We start from the raw sequence: 15,668 nt of genomic DNA on the forward strand, positions 1-15,668 counted from the left end.
TTTTATGACTGCATTATTCTTTTTCAAGACGATAAGGTTTTAAATATACTTGCCACTTCAAGATATGAGAGAGCTTTGGTTAAAAAATATTTCTTGGATAAATTCAAAATAGATATAGACATGCTTCAAGTATGCAAAAAAACAGATCATGGTTTAGAAAAAATAGAAATACATAAAATTAAAAGCCAATATATGAGTGGAATTTTATCTCACAGTAATTAAATTTAATAAGGAGCAATTTTGAGAGATTATGATAAAAGACCGATAATTATAAAAGATTACAATTCAATATTTATGTTTTTATTGCATATCCCATTAGTAGCTATATTGTTAGCATTTGGGGTATTTAAAGGCGCAACTTTTTTGATATGCTTAATGGTGTCGCATATATTTTTTATTTACATTCGTCCATACCTTTTTTATGGACGTAAACGAATATTAAAATTAACTAATGAAAAGATAGAATTTCTGCAAGATGGCCATTTAATAGAGAATATAAATTTATGTGAAAAATTTGAAATTTATAAGACTTATGACGACTATTATCATAAATCTCAAAAGTATAAAGGCGCTCAAGAGAAACTAAGAAAGTGGCTTTTGCCTATTGCCTTAATATCAGTGCTTCAAATTTTTAAATTTGTAAAATGGCTATTTTATTTGGTAAAAACCAAGGGCTCTTACTATAAAAGCGATGATGCAGTAATTATATTTCAAGAAGATAAAGTTTTAAATATACTCGCTACTTCAAGATTTGAGAGAGCATTAATAAAAAAGTACTTTCTAAGCAAGTTTAAAATAGATATAGATGAGTTAGAATTCTATAAAGAGTTAGGTCATAATTACGAGAATATTAAAATAGGAGAATAATTTGGACAATCTAAATCAAGCGAAAAAAGATAAATTCTTAAATAATCTTGAAACAGCCAAAAATTTACTAACTGTGGCTGGTGATATTGCAACATCGGTTTCTCCTTTGAAAAATATAAGTAGCGCTAAAGGTCTTATTTTTATGCAATCTACCTCTGGAGGAATTATAGTCGATACTGCCAAGGGTGACACTTGGGATGAACAGGTGGTTGGAATAGTTGGAGATTTTATTGGCTATTGTATTGTATCTTTTATACCATATTTTGGTACGGGCATAAACTATGCATTAACTTTATCAGGCAATCATCTTGGCTCTCATTTAAAAAATGCTCTAAAATCAATGAAGCTATATGACAAAGAAAATTCCTATACTTATACTTATAAAAAAGATTTTCAGGCTATGGTCGGAGGGCAACTGCAAAAGGTGCCTTATGCAAAAGTACCTATAAATAGAAATGGTGAAATGGTAACCACCCCAACTCATCAGCCGCTATATTATACAAGCAATGAAGCAGAGTATAACCATTATGAAACGATAAAAAATAGCGTAAAAGAAAAAGAAATTTCTGAGCTAAGCTTTAAAGAGATATGCGACTTTTTTGCAGTTTTAAATACGCCTATGTCTTCTGAGTACAATAAAGCTTTAAAATACAACAATGACAAACAAGAACTTATAGAAGACAAGCAAACTCTTTATGAAATTTTTAGTGCCTACGCTAGTGAAAATGGCATAGATGCTGAAACTTCGCTATCTCCTTTTTCAGAAAAACTCCACTCTTTTATAAAAGAAGCCATTAGTACTATTTTCTCTCTTAAAAACATATACGTAGTTAGCATAAGCTCTGATGGAACTAACAACATCTCAAAGATAAACAAAGCGTTAAAAAAGCGAGAAGAAAATTCTGAGTTTAAAGCGGGCAATAAAGAAGAAATTTTACTGATATGCCCCTATCATTCAGCGCAGATCATAGCGCCATATCAGCCTAAAAATACAAAACTTACCATCATCTTGGCAGATAAGACATACCTAGACTGCGTAAATTTAAATCCACAAGGAAGTAAAGATGAAAGTAAGCTTATACTAACTAACTATAAATTTAACCCATACGAAGCAAACAGCAAAGAAGAAGATATAAAATTTGTAGATTCAGCGACAAGCGGAGATGTCACGCTTTACAAAGACAGCAACAATAAATTTATCTCACAAGATAAAAAATACTCTTATGATGGCTCCAAAGTAACTTTAAATTTCTTTAATAATCTAAACTTTAATCTACTAAATTTTGCCAAAGAAAATGGCTTTAGCCTAAGAAGCGATAAATCCTCAGCCATGTTTGATGTAAGGCTAAAACTAGCAGATAAAGAAGAGAGCAAACCAACTACAAATAGTGGAAATTGTAATCTCATAGTAAAAAATCTAATAATCACTGATGAAAATTTAAATAGCAGTGATATCAAAGAAATTTATTTGCATAACTGCGAAGACAAAAGGGTATATCGCTCATGCTCACTTGAGAAAAATGATAATGATGAAGCAGATAAAAACTCATACACGGCTAAATTTAATATAAATCTCATCCTTGACAAAGACCAAAGTGTCTTTAAAAGAACAACTAAATTTATATTAGCTTACCGTGACCTAAGTAAAGACTACTCAACTAGCGATATCCATAGCATGAGTGATAATGGCGTTATATCACTTGAGGCAAAGAAAAAAGCAGAAGGTAGTATCACATATGATCTAAAAACTTCACTTATTGAGGTGGCAAATAATATAACCGGCGTAGTCGTAGATATACAAAACATAGATCAAACAACCATACAAGACACTATAAATTTAAAAGCTGTCTATAAGCCAAATAATGGTGATGATAATTATAAAGAGGTGAATTGGTCTTATAAAATTATCAAGCAAGGCGAGTATAACAAAGAAGTAAAGTCAAATTTTGTAGCAAATGACATAAAGCTGGAGGGAGAGAAATTTAAAGGAAAAGAGATAAGCTTCACTCCACAAACTGATATAAAAGATCAAAAGCTACTGGATAAGCTAAAAGAAGGTGATAGTACATTAGTATTTTTTGCATATCTAAAAGCACCAAGATATACAACGAGATATGGTAAAACTCATGGAAGGGTTGATTTTAAAGTACCTATGAAGCTCAAATATGAAAACAACAAACTTTATATATATGAATTTGATCATACTGACAAAAATTTAGGCTTTGATGCGAGCTTATCAAATAAATTTGCTTGCGAGATTAATGAGGTAAAAGGCTCAACTAATTTTGGTGGAAAATATTTTATAAGCTCAAGCATAAACAGTCAAAGCATAGGTATTTTTAGAGATCATAAGCTCAAAGATCCTGCTTATCAAGTAATAAGTAATAATGGTAAGTCTAGTAGGGTACTTTTTGAAATTTATGCATCTGACAATAAGATCAAAAGTGCAATATTGGGCAATAAAGATGGAATAAATTTAATAAATAATGAAAATAAAAGCAAATTTATCTCTAAATTTAATGAAATAAAACAAAAAGTTAAACTACAAGATGGAGAATCAGTTAGTATTGAAGTAATTGAAGATAATGTTTGTTTTTGTTTAAGCCAAGGCTTAGTTAAAAAGAGCTGTGGTGGAAATGGTTGTAATATAAACGATAATGACTACGAAATAGCTGCCAAAGAACTAGGTATTGAAAAAGAAGTATTAATGGCAATAGCAAAACAAGAGTCTAAGGGTTCATCGTTTCAAGCAGTAAAACAAGCCACTATTTTATTTGAAAGGCACAAAATGTATAGCCTTCTTATTAAAAAAGGTAATACTAAAGCCAGTGTAGATGCGCTGTCTATAAAACATCCAAGTATCGTAAATAAAAATAGTGGTGGTTATAATGATATGACATCGTACGATAAACTAAAAACCGCAAAAAGTATAGATTATGATTGTGCTGTGCAATCATGTTCATGGGGAAAATTTCAAGTTATGGGATTTCACTATGCTAATTTATATTCATCACCTAGGGAGTTAGAAAAAGCTATGAATATGTGTGAATTGCAACAATTCAAGTATTTTGTTTTATATCTTAAAAAAACGAATGGTATGGTTGATGCATTGAAGAACAAGAATTGGGAAGGAATAGCGACACTATATAATGGCTCTAAATGGAAAGAGAAAAACCCAGAATACGCAAACAATGTTAAGAAATATTATAATCAATTTAAGGCATCTAAATGAAAATATTTTATATAGTAGTTTTACTAAGCACTTTTTTATTTGCTTCTGAAATTTCAGAAGCTTTTGGGGATCTAGACGGTGATAGCAAGGACGAAAGAGTAGTGGTTTGGCAAGATAGTGACTTGCATAGAGTTTTGCAAATTTTTAAAAGAGATAGTGAAAATAAATGGATCAAATGGCAAGAATTTAGTAATGTAATAATGAAGTCTGATGATGGTGGTGCCATGGGAGATCCTTTTGAAGGTTTGGAGATAAAAAATAGAGTGATCACAATAAACCATAGTGGCGGTGGCGGTAGATTTGAGTGGAGCTATATCCACAAATACAGACTTGGCTTAAAAGATAAAATTTGGAAATTAATAGGCGTTAGCGTAAATATGCTAGATAAAAATGTAAGAGATCAAAACTTGGACTATAACCTTCTAACAAAGAAAGCCATATATAAGGTAGAGTGCTTAACAAAAGAGGCAAACAAATGCAAAAATATAAAAAATTTTATGTTTGATGCAAAAAACAATAACCAAATAGATATGAATAAAATAAAACTTGGAGAAAACCAACTTATCGTGCCAAAATATAATGAGAAAATATATTATTGACGCAACAGAGATGTTAAATTTTAATTTAGGGTGTTGCTTTGTAAAGCACTTTAAATTTAATCCAAATCCACAAGATCCACAAGTAATTTTACATAAAACTTTACCTTTACAATATTTTGTAATGTCACACATTTTTGCTAAAATCGCCCCTTTTAATTTACCTAAAAGGGAGAAAATGAAGAGATATTTAGCTGAGTTTTTTGGCACATTTTGGTTAGTTTTTGGAGGTTGCGGTAGCGCGATATTTGCAGCAGCTTTTCCAGAGCTTGGTATCGGATTTGTAGGTGTTGCGTTTGCTTTTGGTCTTACAGTTCTTACGATGGCTTACGCAGTTGGTCACATCAGTGGCGGCCACTTCAACCCTGCTGTCTCAGTTGGCCTATTAGTTGGCGGAAGATTTGATAAAAAAGATCTAGTGCCTTATGTCATCGCACAAGTTATCGGAGCGATCGCGGCTGCTGCTGTGCTATATCTTATCGCTTCAGGCAAGGCTGGATTTGACGCTACTGCAAGCGGTTTTGCTAGCAACGGATACGGAGAGCACTCACCAAATGGCTACAGTCTAGTCTCAGCACTTGTTGCAGAGATAGTTCTAACTGCGTTTTTCCTTATCATCATCCTAGGTGCGACTGATGAGCGTGCTCCAAAGGGCTTTGCACCGATCGCTATTGGTCTTGGTTTGACGCTGATCCACCTTATCTCGATACCTATCACAAACACATCGGTTAATCCAGCTCGCTCAACTGGTGTTGCGATATTTCAAGGCACTTGGGCACTAGAGCAGCTTTGGCTTTTCTGGGTTGCACCTATCGTTGGAGCGATCATCGGAGCTATCATTTATAGAATTTTAGGCTGCACATGCGGCTGCAAAAGCGCAAAATAATCAAATTTTATACTTCAAGGGGCGATCTTCGCCCTTTCTACTTCTAAAATTTAAATAAGTAAAAAGAAATTTATAATGTATTTTTGAGGGGTCATCTAAGAAATTTAATTCTTAGATGAAAAGAGGATTTAGGCCTTTTTTGTCATAGCCCTAATAGGTATAACAAATATCGCTGCGATAAGGTAAAAAACGATACCAAAGACAGCTGCCATCATAAATATCTCGCCGATATCATAAAAGCTTGACTCAAGCCTAATGGTATCCACGTAATTTATCGCAAACCATAATGCTACGCCAAGAGCGATAGCAAAAACAAAAAATCCCCAAGAAAATAAAAAATTTAAAATCTTAGTCATCAACTTTTCTCCTTTTTGAGTTTATTTATCTACCTTAAATCCGCCGCCAAGTGCCCTATAAACTTCAACCGCGCTATCTACCTCATCAAGCTTTGCAGAGACATCTTGAAGCTTTGCTTGAAGCAAATTTCTCTCCGCATCGAGAAGCTCTAAGTGGCCGATATAGCCAGCGTTATACTGATCTTTAGCAAGCGAATAAATTTTTTGCTGCGATTGTAGCAAATTTTTTACCTGATCCAAAGAGAGCTTTGCATTTTGCCTTGAGATAAGGGCATCTCTAACCTCGCCAAGGGCCGATCTAACAGTCGCTTCGTAAGTGATAGCTGCGATTTGCTCGTTTGTCTCAGCAACACGGACGTTATTCTTTGTCCTGCCAAAATCAAAAATTTTCTGTGTTAAATTTGCTCCTAAGCTCCAAACGCTTGCGCTACCCATAAAAATTCTATCAAACTCGTCGCTTGCAAAGCCAAAAAGACCTGTAAGGGATAGCGTTGGGAAATATTGAGCGCGCGCTACGCCAACAAGGGCATTTGTAGCTTTTAGATCTGCTAGTGCCTTTGCCACGTCGCTTCTTCTAAGCAAAACATCTGAGCTAATACCAGCCTTTATCTCAGGTGAGCTTGGTAAATTTTGCGCACTAGCAACGGCTCCTTTTAAAATTTCATCATTGCTTTTGCCAGTTAGGATGGCTAGCGAAGTAAGCGCTTGTGACTTTGAGTTTAGCACTGAAGTTAGGCTTGTTTTTGCCCTTTCTACTTCAGCCTTACTTTGCAGATAGGTCATCTCATTTATGCCACCAAGATCAAGCTGCGTTTTGCGAAGCGCTAGCGTATCTTCGTAGGTTTTTAGTGTCTCTTTTAGCACCGCTTCTTGCATGTTTAGCGACACTAGAGCAAAGTAGCTTTTTGCCACACTTGAGCTAAGGCTAAGTCTGGCGCTATCATAGTCAAATTTGCTCGCATTTAAATTTTCATTAGCTGCAAGCACGCTATTTCTTACTCTGCCCCAGAGATCTATCTCGTAGTTAAGACCTAAATTTATCTCATAGCTTTTTGAAGTAGTTTGAGGCATGTGTGTGGCAGTCTCGGCACTATTTCTAGTTCTTGTGGCACCTGCGTTTAAATTTACCCCCGGTAGCAAATCAGCTTCAGCAATGCCAAGGCTCGCCTTTGCCTTCTCTAAATTTAAATAGGCAATGCGTAAATTTGTATTTTTCTCAAGCGCACTTTCAACAAGAATATTTAAATTTTCATCTTTAAATTCCTTCCACCAAAGATCTCTTATATCGCTTGTCTCGAAAGTGTATGTTGAGGTAAAATTTGTATCCACATTTGGCATATCTGGGCGAAACGAGCAACCAGCCAAAAACGCCGCTGTTATAAGTATAAACGCCTTATTTCTCATCTTTTTTTGCTCCCTTTTTCCAGTATTTTTCATTTAAATTTTCAAGCAAATAGTAAAACATAGGCACGAAAAATATCGCTATCGTAGTAGAAGCGATCATGCCGCCAACCACGCCAGTTCCTAGTGAGTGGCGAGATGCAGCTCCAGCGCCTGTGCTTATGGCCATTGGGAAAACGCCTAAGGTAAATGCGATAGATGTCATAACGATAGGTCTAAAGCGAAGTTTGGCCGCATTTACAGCTGATTCAAATATGCTCTTTCCGCTCTCGCGCTCTTGCATAGCAAATTCTACGATCAAGATGGCGTTTTTAGCCGCCAGACCGATGAGTAGTAAGAGCCCTATCTCAAAGTAGATGTCATTTGTTAGCCCTCTTATCCAGACAGCTAGCAACGAGCCAAATACCGCAAACGGCACGGCTGTGATGACTGCAAGTGGGATGAGCCATCTTTCGTACTGAGCAGCAAGGATCAAAAAGACAAAGACCATACCAAAGATAAAGGCAACCGTGCCTGTTCCTTGAGAATTTACCTCTTGATATGCCGTTCCAGCCCAGCTTATAGCGTAGTCGTCGCTACTTAGCGTGTCATTTACGACCTCTTGTATCGCTCTTATCGCATCGCCTGATGTATAGCCAGGTTTTGGATCGCCCATGATCTTCGCCGCAGGGAAGAGGTTAAATCTATCAACGATATCAGGTCCGATCGATCTTGTAAGCGTTGCTACTGAATTTAATGGCACCATGCCACCATCATTTGAACGAACGAAAATTTTTCTTAGATCCTCAGGGTTGTTTCTAAAGTTATCACTTGCCCTTGCATATACGCGGTAAGATTTACCAGCAAGGTTGAAGTCATTTATGTAGTAAGAGCCAAAAGTAGCCGCTATCGTGCTAAAAATTTCACTCTCACTTACGCCAAATAGCTTTGCTTTCTCTTTATCAACTGTTATCTTAAACTGGCGGTAGTTTGTCTCAAGCGTCGTTCTCACGCCAGTTAGCTCAGGTCTTGCATTTGCTGCCGCTGTCACCTTTCTAGCGTCTGCTTCTATCTCGTTGTAGCTCTTGCCACTTTTGTTTTGTAGATACATCTCAAAGCCGCCAGTCATTGATAGACCCATGATAGGTGGCACGTTTACGACAAAGGTCATTGAGTTTTTAGAGCCCCAAAGCATGCCGTTAAACTGACCAACTAAGGCATCTGCGCCGTCTGTTGCACCTTTTCTCTCGCTCCAGTCTTTTAGCTTGATAAAGCTAATGGCTGAGTTTTCTCTAAGTGAGCTAGCTAGCATATCATAACCTGCAACGCCCATAGTAGATTCGACATTTGGATTGCTCAAAATGGCGTTACTAATAGATTTTACCTCTTCTTTAGTCTTTAGCATATTTGTTGAAGGTGGAAGCGAGGTGATAACCATCAAAGCGCCCTTGTCTTCTGAAGGCACAAGCCCTTTTGGCACCTTTTGAAACAAGCCATACGTTGCAAATCCCATTATGCCAATTACTATAAAGCTAATGATGACGTGTTTTAAAATTTTTGCCACACCAGCTGTAAAGAGCTTAGTGCTAAAGTCAAAAAAGTCGTTAAATTTCTGAACGATCCAAAATGGCTTGTTCTCTTGCTTTTTAAGCATAACCGCACAAAGCGCTGGCGTAAGCGTAAGAGCGACAAAGCCTGAGATACAAACGGCGACAACAAGTGTTAGCGCAAACTGCTTTTGTATAACGCCAACAAAGCCCTCCATAAATGAAACTGGCACGAAAACTGCGCAAAGCACGAGCACGATAGAGATAACCGGAGCTTGCACCTCCTCCATCGCCTTAAATGTCGCGTCTTTTACGCTTATATTTTTATCTTCGTGCAAAATTCTCTCGACGTTTTCTATAACGATGATGGCGTCATCCACGACGATACCGATGGCAAGAACTAGGGCGAAAAGCGTGATCAAATTTATACTAAAACCCATCACATAAAGTCCGCCAAATGTGCCTATGATGGAGACTGGCACAGCAAGCATCGGTATGATGGTAGCTCTAAAGCTCTTTAAGAAGAAGTACATTACGATAAGAACTAGCACCATCGCTTCTATGAAAGTTTTTATAACTTCGTCTATTGAGACGGTGATAAATTCAGTTGGATTGTAATCTATCGTGTGCTCTAGGCCAACTGGATAGGTTTTCTTTAGCTCTTCAAGCTTTGCAGCGACTGCCTGGGCAGTTGCAAGTGCGTTTGCGTCATTTTGTAAAAATAGCAAAAGTGGCACTGCTGGCTTGCCATTTAGCATAGCATCTGATGCGTAGCTAGCAGCTCCAAGCTCGACTGTGGCGACCTCTTTTAGTTTTACAACGCTGCCATCTTCACTTTTTATCAAAATTTCGCCAAACTGCTTTGGATCTTTAAAACGTCCTTCAGAAACTACCGAATAAACATAAGGATTTTCACCCTTTGATGGCTGCTCGCCGATCTTACCAGCGGCGTATTGTGAGTTTTGAATTCTTACTTGTGAGATGACATCGCTTGGAGTTAATTTAAACTGAGCGAGCTTGTCTGGCTTTAGCCAAATTCTCATCGAGTACTCTTTGTTGCCAATTAGCACCGTATCGCCGATACCATTTACCCTTTTGATCGCATCAGCGATGTTTAAATTTACATAGTTATATAGCTCAACTTGGTTCATATTTGGATTTGTAAAGCCAACTACTTGAAGGATCGAGCTGCTTCTTTCGCGAACTGTTACACCCATATTTTGCACCTCTTGAGGCAATCTTGAAAGAGCAGCTTGCACGCGGTTATTTACATCGATCGTTGCTTGTTTTGCTGACGAGCCGATCTTAAAATATACGCTTATATTCATAGTACCTGCAGAGCTTGAGGTGCTTTGCATATAAAGCATATTTTCAACGCCATTTATCTGATCTTCAATGGCACTTGCGACTGAGTCAGCGATCGTCTGTGCATCAGCACCGCTATATGTCGCACTTACAGAGACAGTAGGCGGTGTAAGACTTGGATACTCCTCTATAGGAAGCCCTTTGATACCCATAAAACCTGCTATAACTATGATGATAGATATAACAGTTGCAAATATCGGGCGGTTTATGAAAAATCTTGAAAACATCTATCTGCCTTTACTTGCTACTTGTAGCGTTTGCATCTTTATTTAAGAAATTTGCGCTTAGGTCTTTGTCAGTTTCAACTGGTGCGCCAACTCCGATTTTAAGGAAGTTACTAACTATTATCTTATCGCCCTCCTCAAGACCCTCAGTCACTACGATCATATCTTTTGTTTGATATCCTGTTTTTACATTTTTTTGACCTACTTTGCCATCTTTTACGACTAAGACATAAGTGTTTGTAGCGCTTTGTTGAAGGGCGACTTGTGGGATGTTAAAGGCATTTTTTTGAACAAATCCACTCATCTTTATATGACCAAACGCACCTGGTAAAATTTTACCTTCGCTGTTATCAAAGCTAGCCTTTGCCAAAACGCTGCCAGTTGCAGTATTTACTACGTTATCTATAAATGTCACTTTGCCAGTGAAATCTTCATTGTTTAAATTTAAAACAGCCTCGCTATTTAGTTGCTGCCAAGCGCCACTATCTAAATTTGCTTTTCTACTTAGATTATCCACGTCTGCGATGTAAAAGTCAGCCTCGATCGGATTTATCTTGGTTAGTCTTACAAGCTGAGTTTGGCTTGCTACTACAAGTGAGCCAACATCGACTTTATTATCGCCCACTACGCCGTCAAATGGAGCCACTATGCTTGTGTAGCCTAGATCTATTTTTGCACTTTTTAAATTTGCTTTTGCGCTTACTAAATTTGCATTTGCGATATCGTAAGCAGCAACGGCTGCGTCGTAGTCTTTTTGAGAGACTGCATTTTTCTTATAAAGAGCAGAAATTCTTTTAAACTCAGTCTCGGCATTTTTTAAATTTGCATTTGCCACGCCAACGGCTGCATCAAGTGAGTCGTAGCTAGCTTGATATTTCTCTGGATCTATGAGAAATAGCTTCTCTCCAGCTTTTACCTTATCGCCTGGCTTAAAAAACTGCTTTATGATCGTGCCGCCAACCTTTGGATAGATGATGACATCTTGGTTGCTAGTAACTGTGGCTGTGTAGTCAAAGCTAATAGGCACATCCGCTTTTTGTGCAACAAATATATCAACATGAGATGTTGGCATCTGGCGTCCTGCAGCGGCCTTTTTGTCGCCACTTTCAAAGCAGCCAGAAAGCAAAAAAACGGCAGCTGAAAGCATAAGAAAACTTTTAAATTTCAACATAAAAACCTCCCTTAATTTTAAATTTTAATCCCAAATTTAGTTTTGTAATTTTTATTACAAATTATAAAAGTTACTGAATATAACTAATTATAAATTAAAAGTCAATTCAACTTTTTTCTAACGCCATTTAAAAATAGCTCAACACACAAAGCAACGTGCTCATCACGCTCTTTTTTGCTTAGTTTTGGCTCCTCGTCTAATATGAGAGCGTTGTAGTAATGTGACCCCTTTACATTTTCTATAAAGCATTTTGCGGCAAATTTGGCTGGGAATTTTGGATTTAGCTGTGATTTTATCTCATCTCTTTCAAAGAAATTTATAAGCACAAGGTCGATCTTGTTTAAAATTTGATCTAAAAACACCCTGCCAAGTTTGCCGCCATTTTTAGGGCCCTCGCTCATCATTATCCTGCCAAGTGAGATATTTTTCTTGGTGCAGATGATAGAAAAAATAATGGTTGCAAATTTGGTTAAAAACTCCTCCAAGCTATGAGAAATTTTAAGATCTATCCTCTCATCGACCTCTTTTATAAGCGCATCTATCTCTTGCTCGATGATCGCTTGAAAAAGCCCATCTTTGCTCTCAAAAAATGTGTAAATGCTAGCAAGCGAGCCGCCGCTTATCGCCACGATATCGCTAAGGCTTGTCTTTTCGTAGCCATTTTTTAAAAATAGATCAAGCGCTGTTTTTACGATGAGTTCGTATCGTTTTTTGCCTTTTTCTGATATCGCCATTTTACTTCCCACTAAATTTTTCGCCATTTTATCATCTTTTAGGATAGATAAAGGTGCTGGCTCTTTGCACACTGATAGTTGGCTCGTCAGTGGCGTAAGCTTTTATATTTATATGTTTTAAAAGATCTTTTTCGCTCGTGTTTTCATTTTTTGATTTTAGAGTGACGATGACCTTTTGTTTTGCGCCAGCTTTTAGCGTGATCGGCTTGCTTGGACGCGAAATTTCTATACTTTTATCATCTATCTCAAAGAAAAATGTATGCTCTTTATTTTGGGTATTTTGCACCAAAAAGACGTATGAGTTTTCGACTTCACCTTGCCCTAAAACCTTGTAAAGCTCGCTAGTTCTATTTATGTTTAAAAGCATGCTCTCTTTTTTACCACTCATTAGTACAGCAGCTGCTAAGACAACGCATAAAATGACAAGATAGGCAACCGTTCTAAATCTAAAAATTTTCACCTTTTTATTTTCATTTTGAGAATTTATACTTCTCCACTCGATGAGCGAACTTTCGTTAAAATGCCCCATCACTTTAGCGCACGCATCGCTACATTCAAGGCAGTTTATACACTCAAGTTGCATGCCTTTTCTTATATCTATATGCGTCGGACATATCCTCACGCAGGCCTCGCAGCCAGTGCAAAGTGCGCCTTCTTCTTTTGGCTTTTTAAATTTCTCCCGACCCTCATATATGACGCCGCCTCGTTTTTGATTGTAGATAACTTGTATCGTGTCGCTATCAAACATAACTGACTGCACCCTCGCATACGGGCAGACATAGACGCAGAAATTCTCTTTTAAAATGACTACGTCATAGACTAGCCAAGCAGCGATGCTAAGCCAAAATGCAAGTAAAATTTTATGTTCGCTTGGCTCGCTTATATAGGCTAAAAAATCAAACGGCGGCACAAAAAACCACATGAAATTTGCAGCTATGATAAGGGCTAAAACATACCAAATTCCAACTGCTAATGCAGGTTTTAAAATTTGACCTTGTGGCTCATTTTGTTTGTTTTGGATATTTTTTCTGATCTTTAAAATTTTAGTTTGCAAAAGGTCACGAAAGAGCGTTCTAAAAATGGTCTGCGGACAGCTCCAGCCACACCAGATGCGTCCTGCAAGCGTCGTTAAGAAAAATATGCTTAAAAACAAAGTGATAAACAAAAACGGCAGCAAATATAGCTCTTGCATGTCAAATTTTGTAAAAAATAGATCGACTCTGCTCTTATCAAAACTCAGCAAAAATAGCTGCGCGTCGTTTATCCTGATAAATGGCAAAATAAATACAAATAGTGTGATACAGGCAAAAAAAATGTAACGCCTCTTGGCGTAGCTAAGATGAAGATCCTTTGACATGGTGAGCCTTTTTGATTTTTTGTGATTATACATTAAAACAACTTTAAACCCATTTTTGCCCCTTTTCTAAGGTATATTTTTACAAATTTATTAAAGGAGCGTGCATGATTTCTAGACGAAAATTTATAAAGACAAGTTTAGCAGCCACAACACTAGCTGCTTTAAATTTAGAGGCATCACAAAACGAGCCAAAATGGGATAAAGAATTTGATGTACTTATCGTTGGTAGCGGACTTAGCGCAAATGTTGCTGGTATAGTTCTGGCAGAGGCTGGACTAAAGGTAGCGCTGATTGAAAAGATGTCAAGGCTTGGTGGCAACTCGGTCATTTCACAGCTTGACTTTGCATGCGTTGGATCAGACGAACAGATAAATGCTGGCATAAAAGACTCCATAGAACTTTTCGTCAAAGACCTAAACAAAGCAGGTAAAGGTTTTAACGACGTTGCACAATCTTTACGCATAGCTGAAAATTCGAAACGATCGTATGAATTTGTAAAGGCAAGAGGCGTTAAATTTGCTAACAAGCTAAAACATCTTGGTGGACATAGCGTAGCTAGAAGCTTAGAGACAGAGGGCGGTGGTGGAGCGTTTGTTCAGACTTTAAATTCGCACTTTGAAAGCAAAGGCGGGGCAAATCTTAAGCGTGTAAAAGCTGATGATATTATATTTGACGAGAGTGGCAAGGTAATAGGCCTAAAGGTTAGAGAAGAGTATAAATTTGATAAGAGTTTGGCTGATGATGACATACAAAACACAACAGGCGATAGCAAATTTTACAAAGCAAATAAAGCTGTCATCTTTGCAAGCGGTGGATATTCGGCAGATAAAGCATTTAAAGCTGCTCAAAATCCAAGACTAGCTCTTGCTAAAACACCTTCAAATCCAGGCGCAACAGCTGGTGCTTTAAAGATGATGCTAGCAGCTGGAGCAACGCCTATTCAGCTAAGTCTTGGTAGGTACTCTTTTGGGATCCCAACTGAAGACCTGGTCTTTTCAATGATAGTCGATGGTAAAAACTCAAAAAGGTTTATGAACGAAGATGGCGATAGGCAGGGCTTGTCGGATAAAATTTTAGAAAATATGCAAGATAACAACTCAGATAAATTTGCAGTGATAATCTTTGATGAGGTTGGTTTTGGAAGCAGTCATGATCCAAAAAGGCTAAACAAATTTGTAGAAGATGGAAAGTTGAAGAAATTTCAAAATTTAGACGAACTAGCAAAGGAATTTGGGTTAAATTTAGAGGTTTTAAACAGCGAGATCAAGCGATATAATGAAAATATAGAGAAAAAAGATGATAGTGACTTCAAAAAAGATATAAGTAGGGTAAAAACTATCTCAAAAGCCCCGTTTTACGCGATGCTAGCAGCTCCTGGTATAAGCTATACACCAGGCGGAGTAAGGGTTAGTTTAAATTTTGAAGTTTTAGCTTTGAAAGATAATATGCCTATTAAAAATTTATATGCCATAGGCGAAGCAACAGGTGGAATTCACGGTTATGCAAGACTGACAAGCTGCTCTACGCCAGACTGCATTAGCTCTGGTTTGATAGCTGCTGAGCATATTTTGAAAGCTTAAATTTATGAAAGTTAAACTATACTCACGGCTTATTTTAATCTGAAAGGTGGTGAGGACGTTGCCTGGTATTAAGGTACATCCTAACGAGTCATTTGACGAGGGTTACAGAAAGTTTAAAAAACAAACTGACCGTAATTTAGTCGTTACTGAAGCAAGAGCTAGACGCTTCTTTGAGCCTAAAACTGAGATCCGCAAGAAACAAAAAATTGCAGCTCGCAAGAAAATGCTTAAACGTCTTTATATGCTTAGACGCTACGAGTCAAGACTCTAAAACCAAGACAAAGAGGGCTTTGCTCTCTTTGTTTAACTCTTCTTTTAGCCTTATTTTTTTATAATCAAAGCAATTTTTTTATTTTATTTTAAACGGAAATCC

Annotated in this window: 13 protein-coding genes; 7 read left to right on the forward strand and 6 right to left on the reverse strand. The window is 37.2% G+C overall.

Annotation, left to right across the window (positions count from 1 at the left end):
• The 5 genes from G6W43_RS10555 to aqpZ form a co-directional block, all read left to right on the forward strand.
• A partial coding sequence (locus tag G6W43_RS10555; protein ID WP_206759033.1) for a hypothetical protein occupies positions 1-222 on the forward strand: 222 nt, incomplete at its 5' end.
• Between the two features lie 18 nt (positions 223-240).
• Positions 241-867 (forward strand): hypothetical protein, encoded by a 627-nt coding sequence (locus tag G6W43_RS07910; protein ID WP_194169543.1) that lies wholly within the window; start codon positions 241-243, stop codon positions 865-867.
• Position 868: 1 nt separating this feature from the next.
• Positions 869-4,099 (forward strand): N-acetylmuramidase domain-containing protein, encoded by a 3,231-nt coding sequence (locus tag G6W43_RS07915; protein ID WP_194169544.1) that lies wholly within the window; start codon positions 869-871, stop codon positions 4,097-4,099.
• A complete protein-coding gene (locus G6W43_RS07920; RefSeq protein ID WP_103574901.1) occupies positions 4,096-4,698 on the forward strand; it encodes a hypothetical protein in 603 nt (200 codons plus the stop codon). The genes G6W43_RS07915 and G6W43_RS07920 overlap by 4 nt, the downstream gene beginning before the upstream one ends.
• A gap of 175 nt (positions 4,699-4,873) precedes the next feature.
• Complete coding sequence (gene aqpZ, locus G6W43_RS07925; protein ID WP_103570124.1) at positions 4,874-5,581, forward strand: aquaporin Z; 708 nt, start codon at positions 4,874-4,876, stop codon at positions 5,579-5,581.
• Positions 5,582-5,709: 128 nt separating this feature from the next.
• Here aqpZ and G6W43_RS07930 read toward each other — a convergent pair whose 3' ends face one another.
• From G6W43_RS07930 to ccoG, 6 genes are all read right to left on the reverse strand, one after another.
• Positions 5,710-5,937 carry a hypothetical protein gene (locus tag G6W43_RS07930; RefSeq protein WP_004318043.1) on the reverse strand — a complete coding sequence of 76 codons (228 nt, stop codon included), beginning with the start codon at positions 5,935-5,937 and terminating at the stop codon, positions 5,710-5,712.
• A gap of 21 nt (positions 5,938-5,958) precedes the next feature.
• Positions 5,959-7,341 (reverse strand): efflux transporter outer membrane subunit, encoded by a 1,383-nt coding sequence (locus G6W43_RS07935; protein WP_194169545.1) that lies wholly within the window; start codon positions 7,339-7,341, stop codon positions 5,959-5,961.
• Entirely contained in the window at positions 7,331-10,456 is a 3,126-nt protein-coding gene (locus G6W43_RS07940; protein ID WP_194169546.1) for an efflux RND transporter permease subunit, read from the reverse strand. Before G6W43_RS07940 ends, G6W43_RS07935 begins: the two co-directional genes overlap by 11 nt.
• Positions 10,457-10,466: 10 nt before the next feature.
• Positions 10,467-11,624, reverse strand: a complete 1,158-nt coding sequence (locus tag G6W43_RS07945; RefSeq protein ID WP_194169547.1) for an efflux RND transporter periplasmic adaptor subunit — start codon at positions 11,622-11,624, stop codon at positions 10,467-10,469.
• 101 nt (positions 11,625-11,725) lie between these two features.
• Positions 11,726-12,385 (reverse strand): TetR/AcrR family transcriptional regulator, encoded by a 660-nt coding sequence (locus G6W43_RS07950; protein WP_242047644.1) that lies wholly within the window; start codon positions 12,383-12,385, stop codon positions 11,726-11,728.
• A gap of 4 nt (positions 12,386-12,389) precedes the next feature.
• A complete protein-coding gene (ccoG, locus tag G6W43_RS07955; protein WP_194169548.1) occupies positions 12,390-13,715 on the reverse strand; it encodes a cytochrome c oxidase accessory protein CcoG in 1,326 nt (441 codons plus the stop codon).
• Between the two features lie 104 nt (positions 13,716-13,819).
• Here ccoG and G6W43_RS07960 point away from each other — a divergent pair, with 104 nt between their 5' ends.
• Together G6W43_RS07960 and rpsU are read left to right on the forward strand one after the other, a co-directional pair.
• A complete protein-coding gene (locus G6W43_RS07960) occupies positions 13,820-15,295 on the forward strand; it encodes an FAD-dependent oxidoreductase (protein WP_149722500.1) in 1,476 nt (491 codons plus the stop codon).
• Between the two features lie 58 nt (positions 15,296-15,353).
• Positions 15,354-15,566, forward strand: coding sequence for a 30S ribosomal protein S21 (gene rpsU, locus G6W43_RS07965; protein ID WP_009294994.1), 213 nt, complete (start codon positions 15,354-15,356; stop codon positions 15,564-15,566).
• Positions 15,567-15,668 lie beyond the last annotated feature (102 nt).

Origin of the sequence: Campylobacter concisus, assembly GCF_015229965.1 — a bacterium.
Classification (GTDB): Bacteria; Campylobacterota; Campylobacteria; order Campylobacterales; family Campylobacteraceae; genus Campylobacter_A; species Campylobacter_A concisus_BD.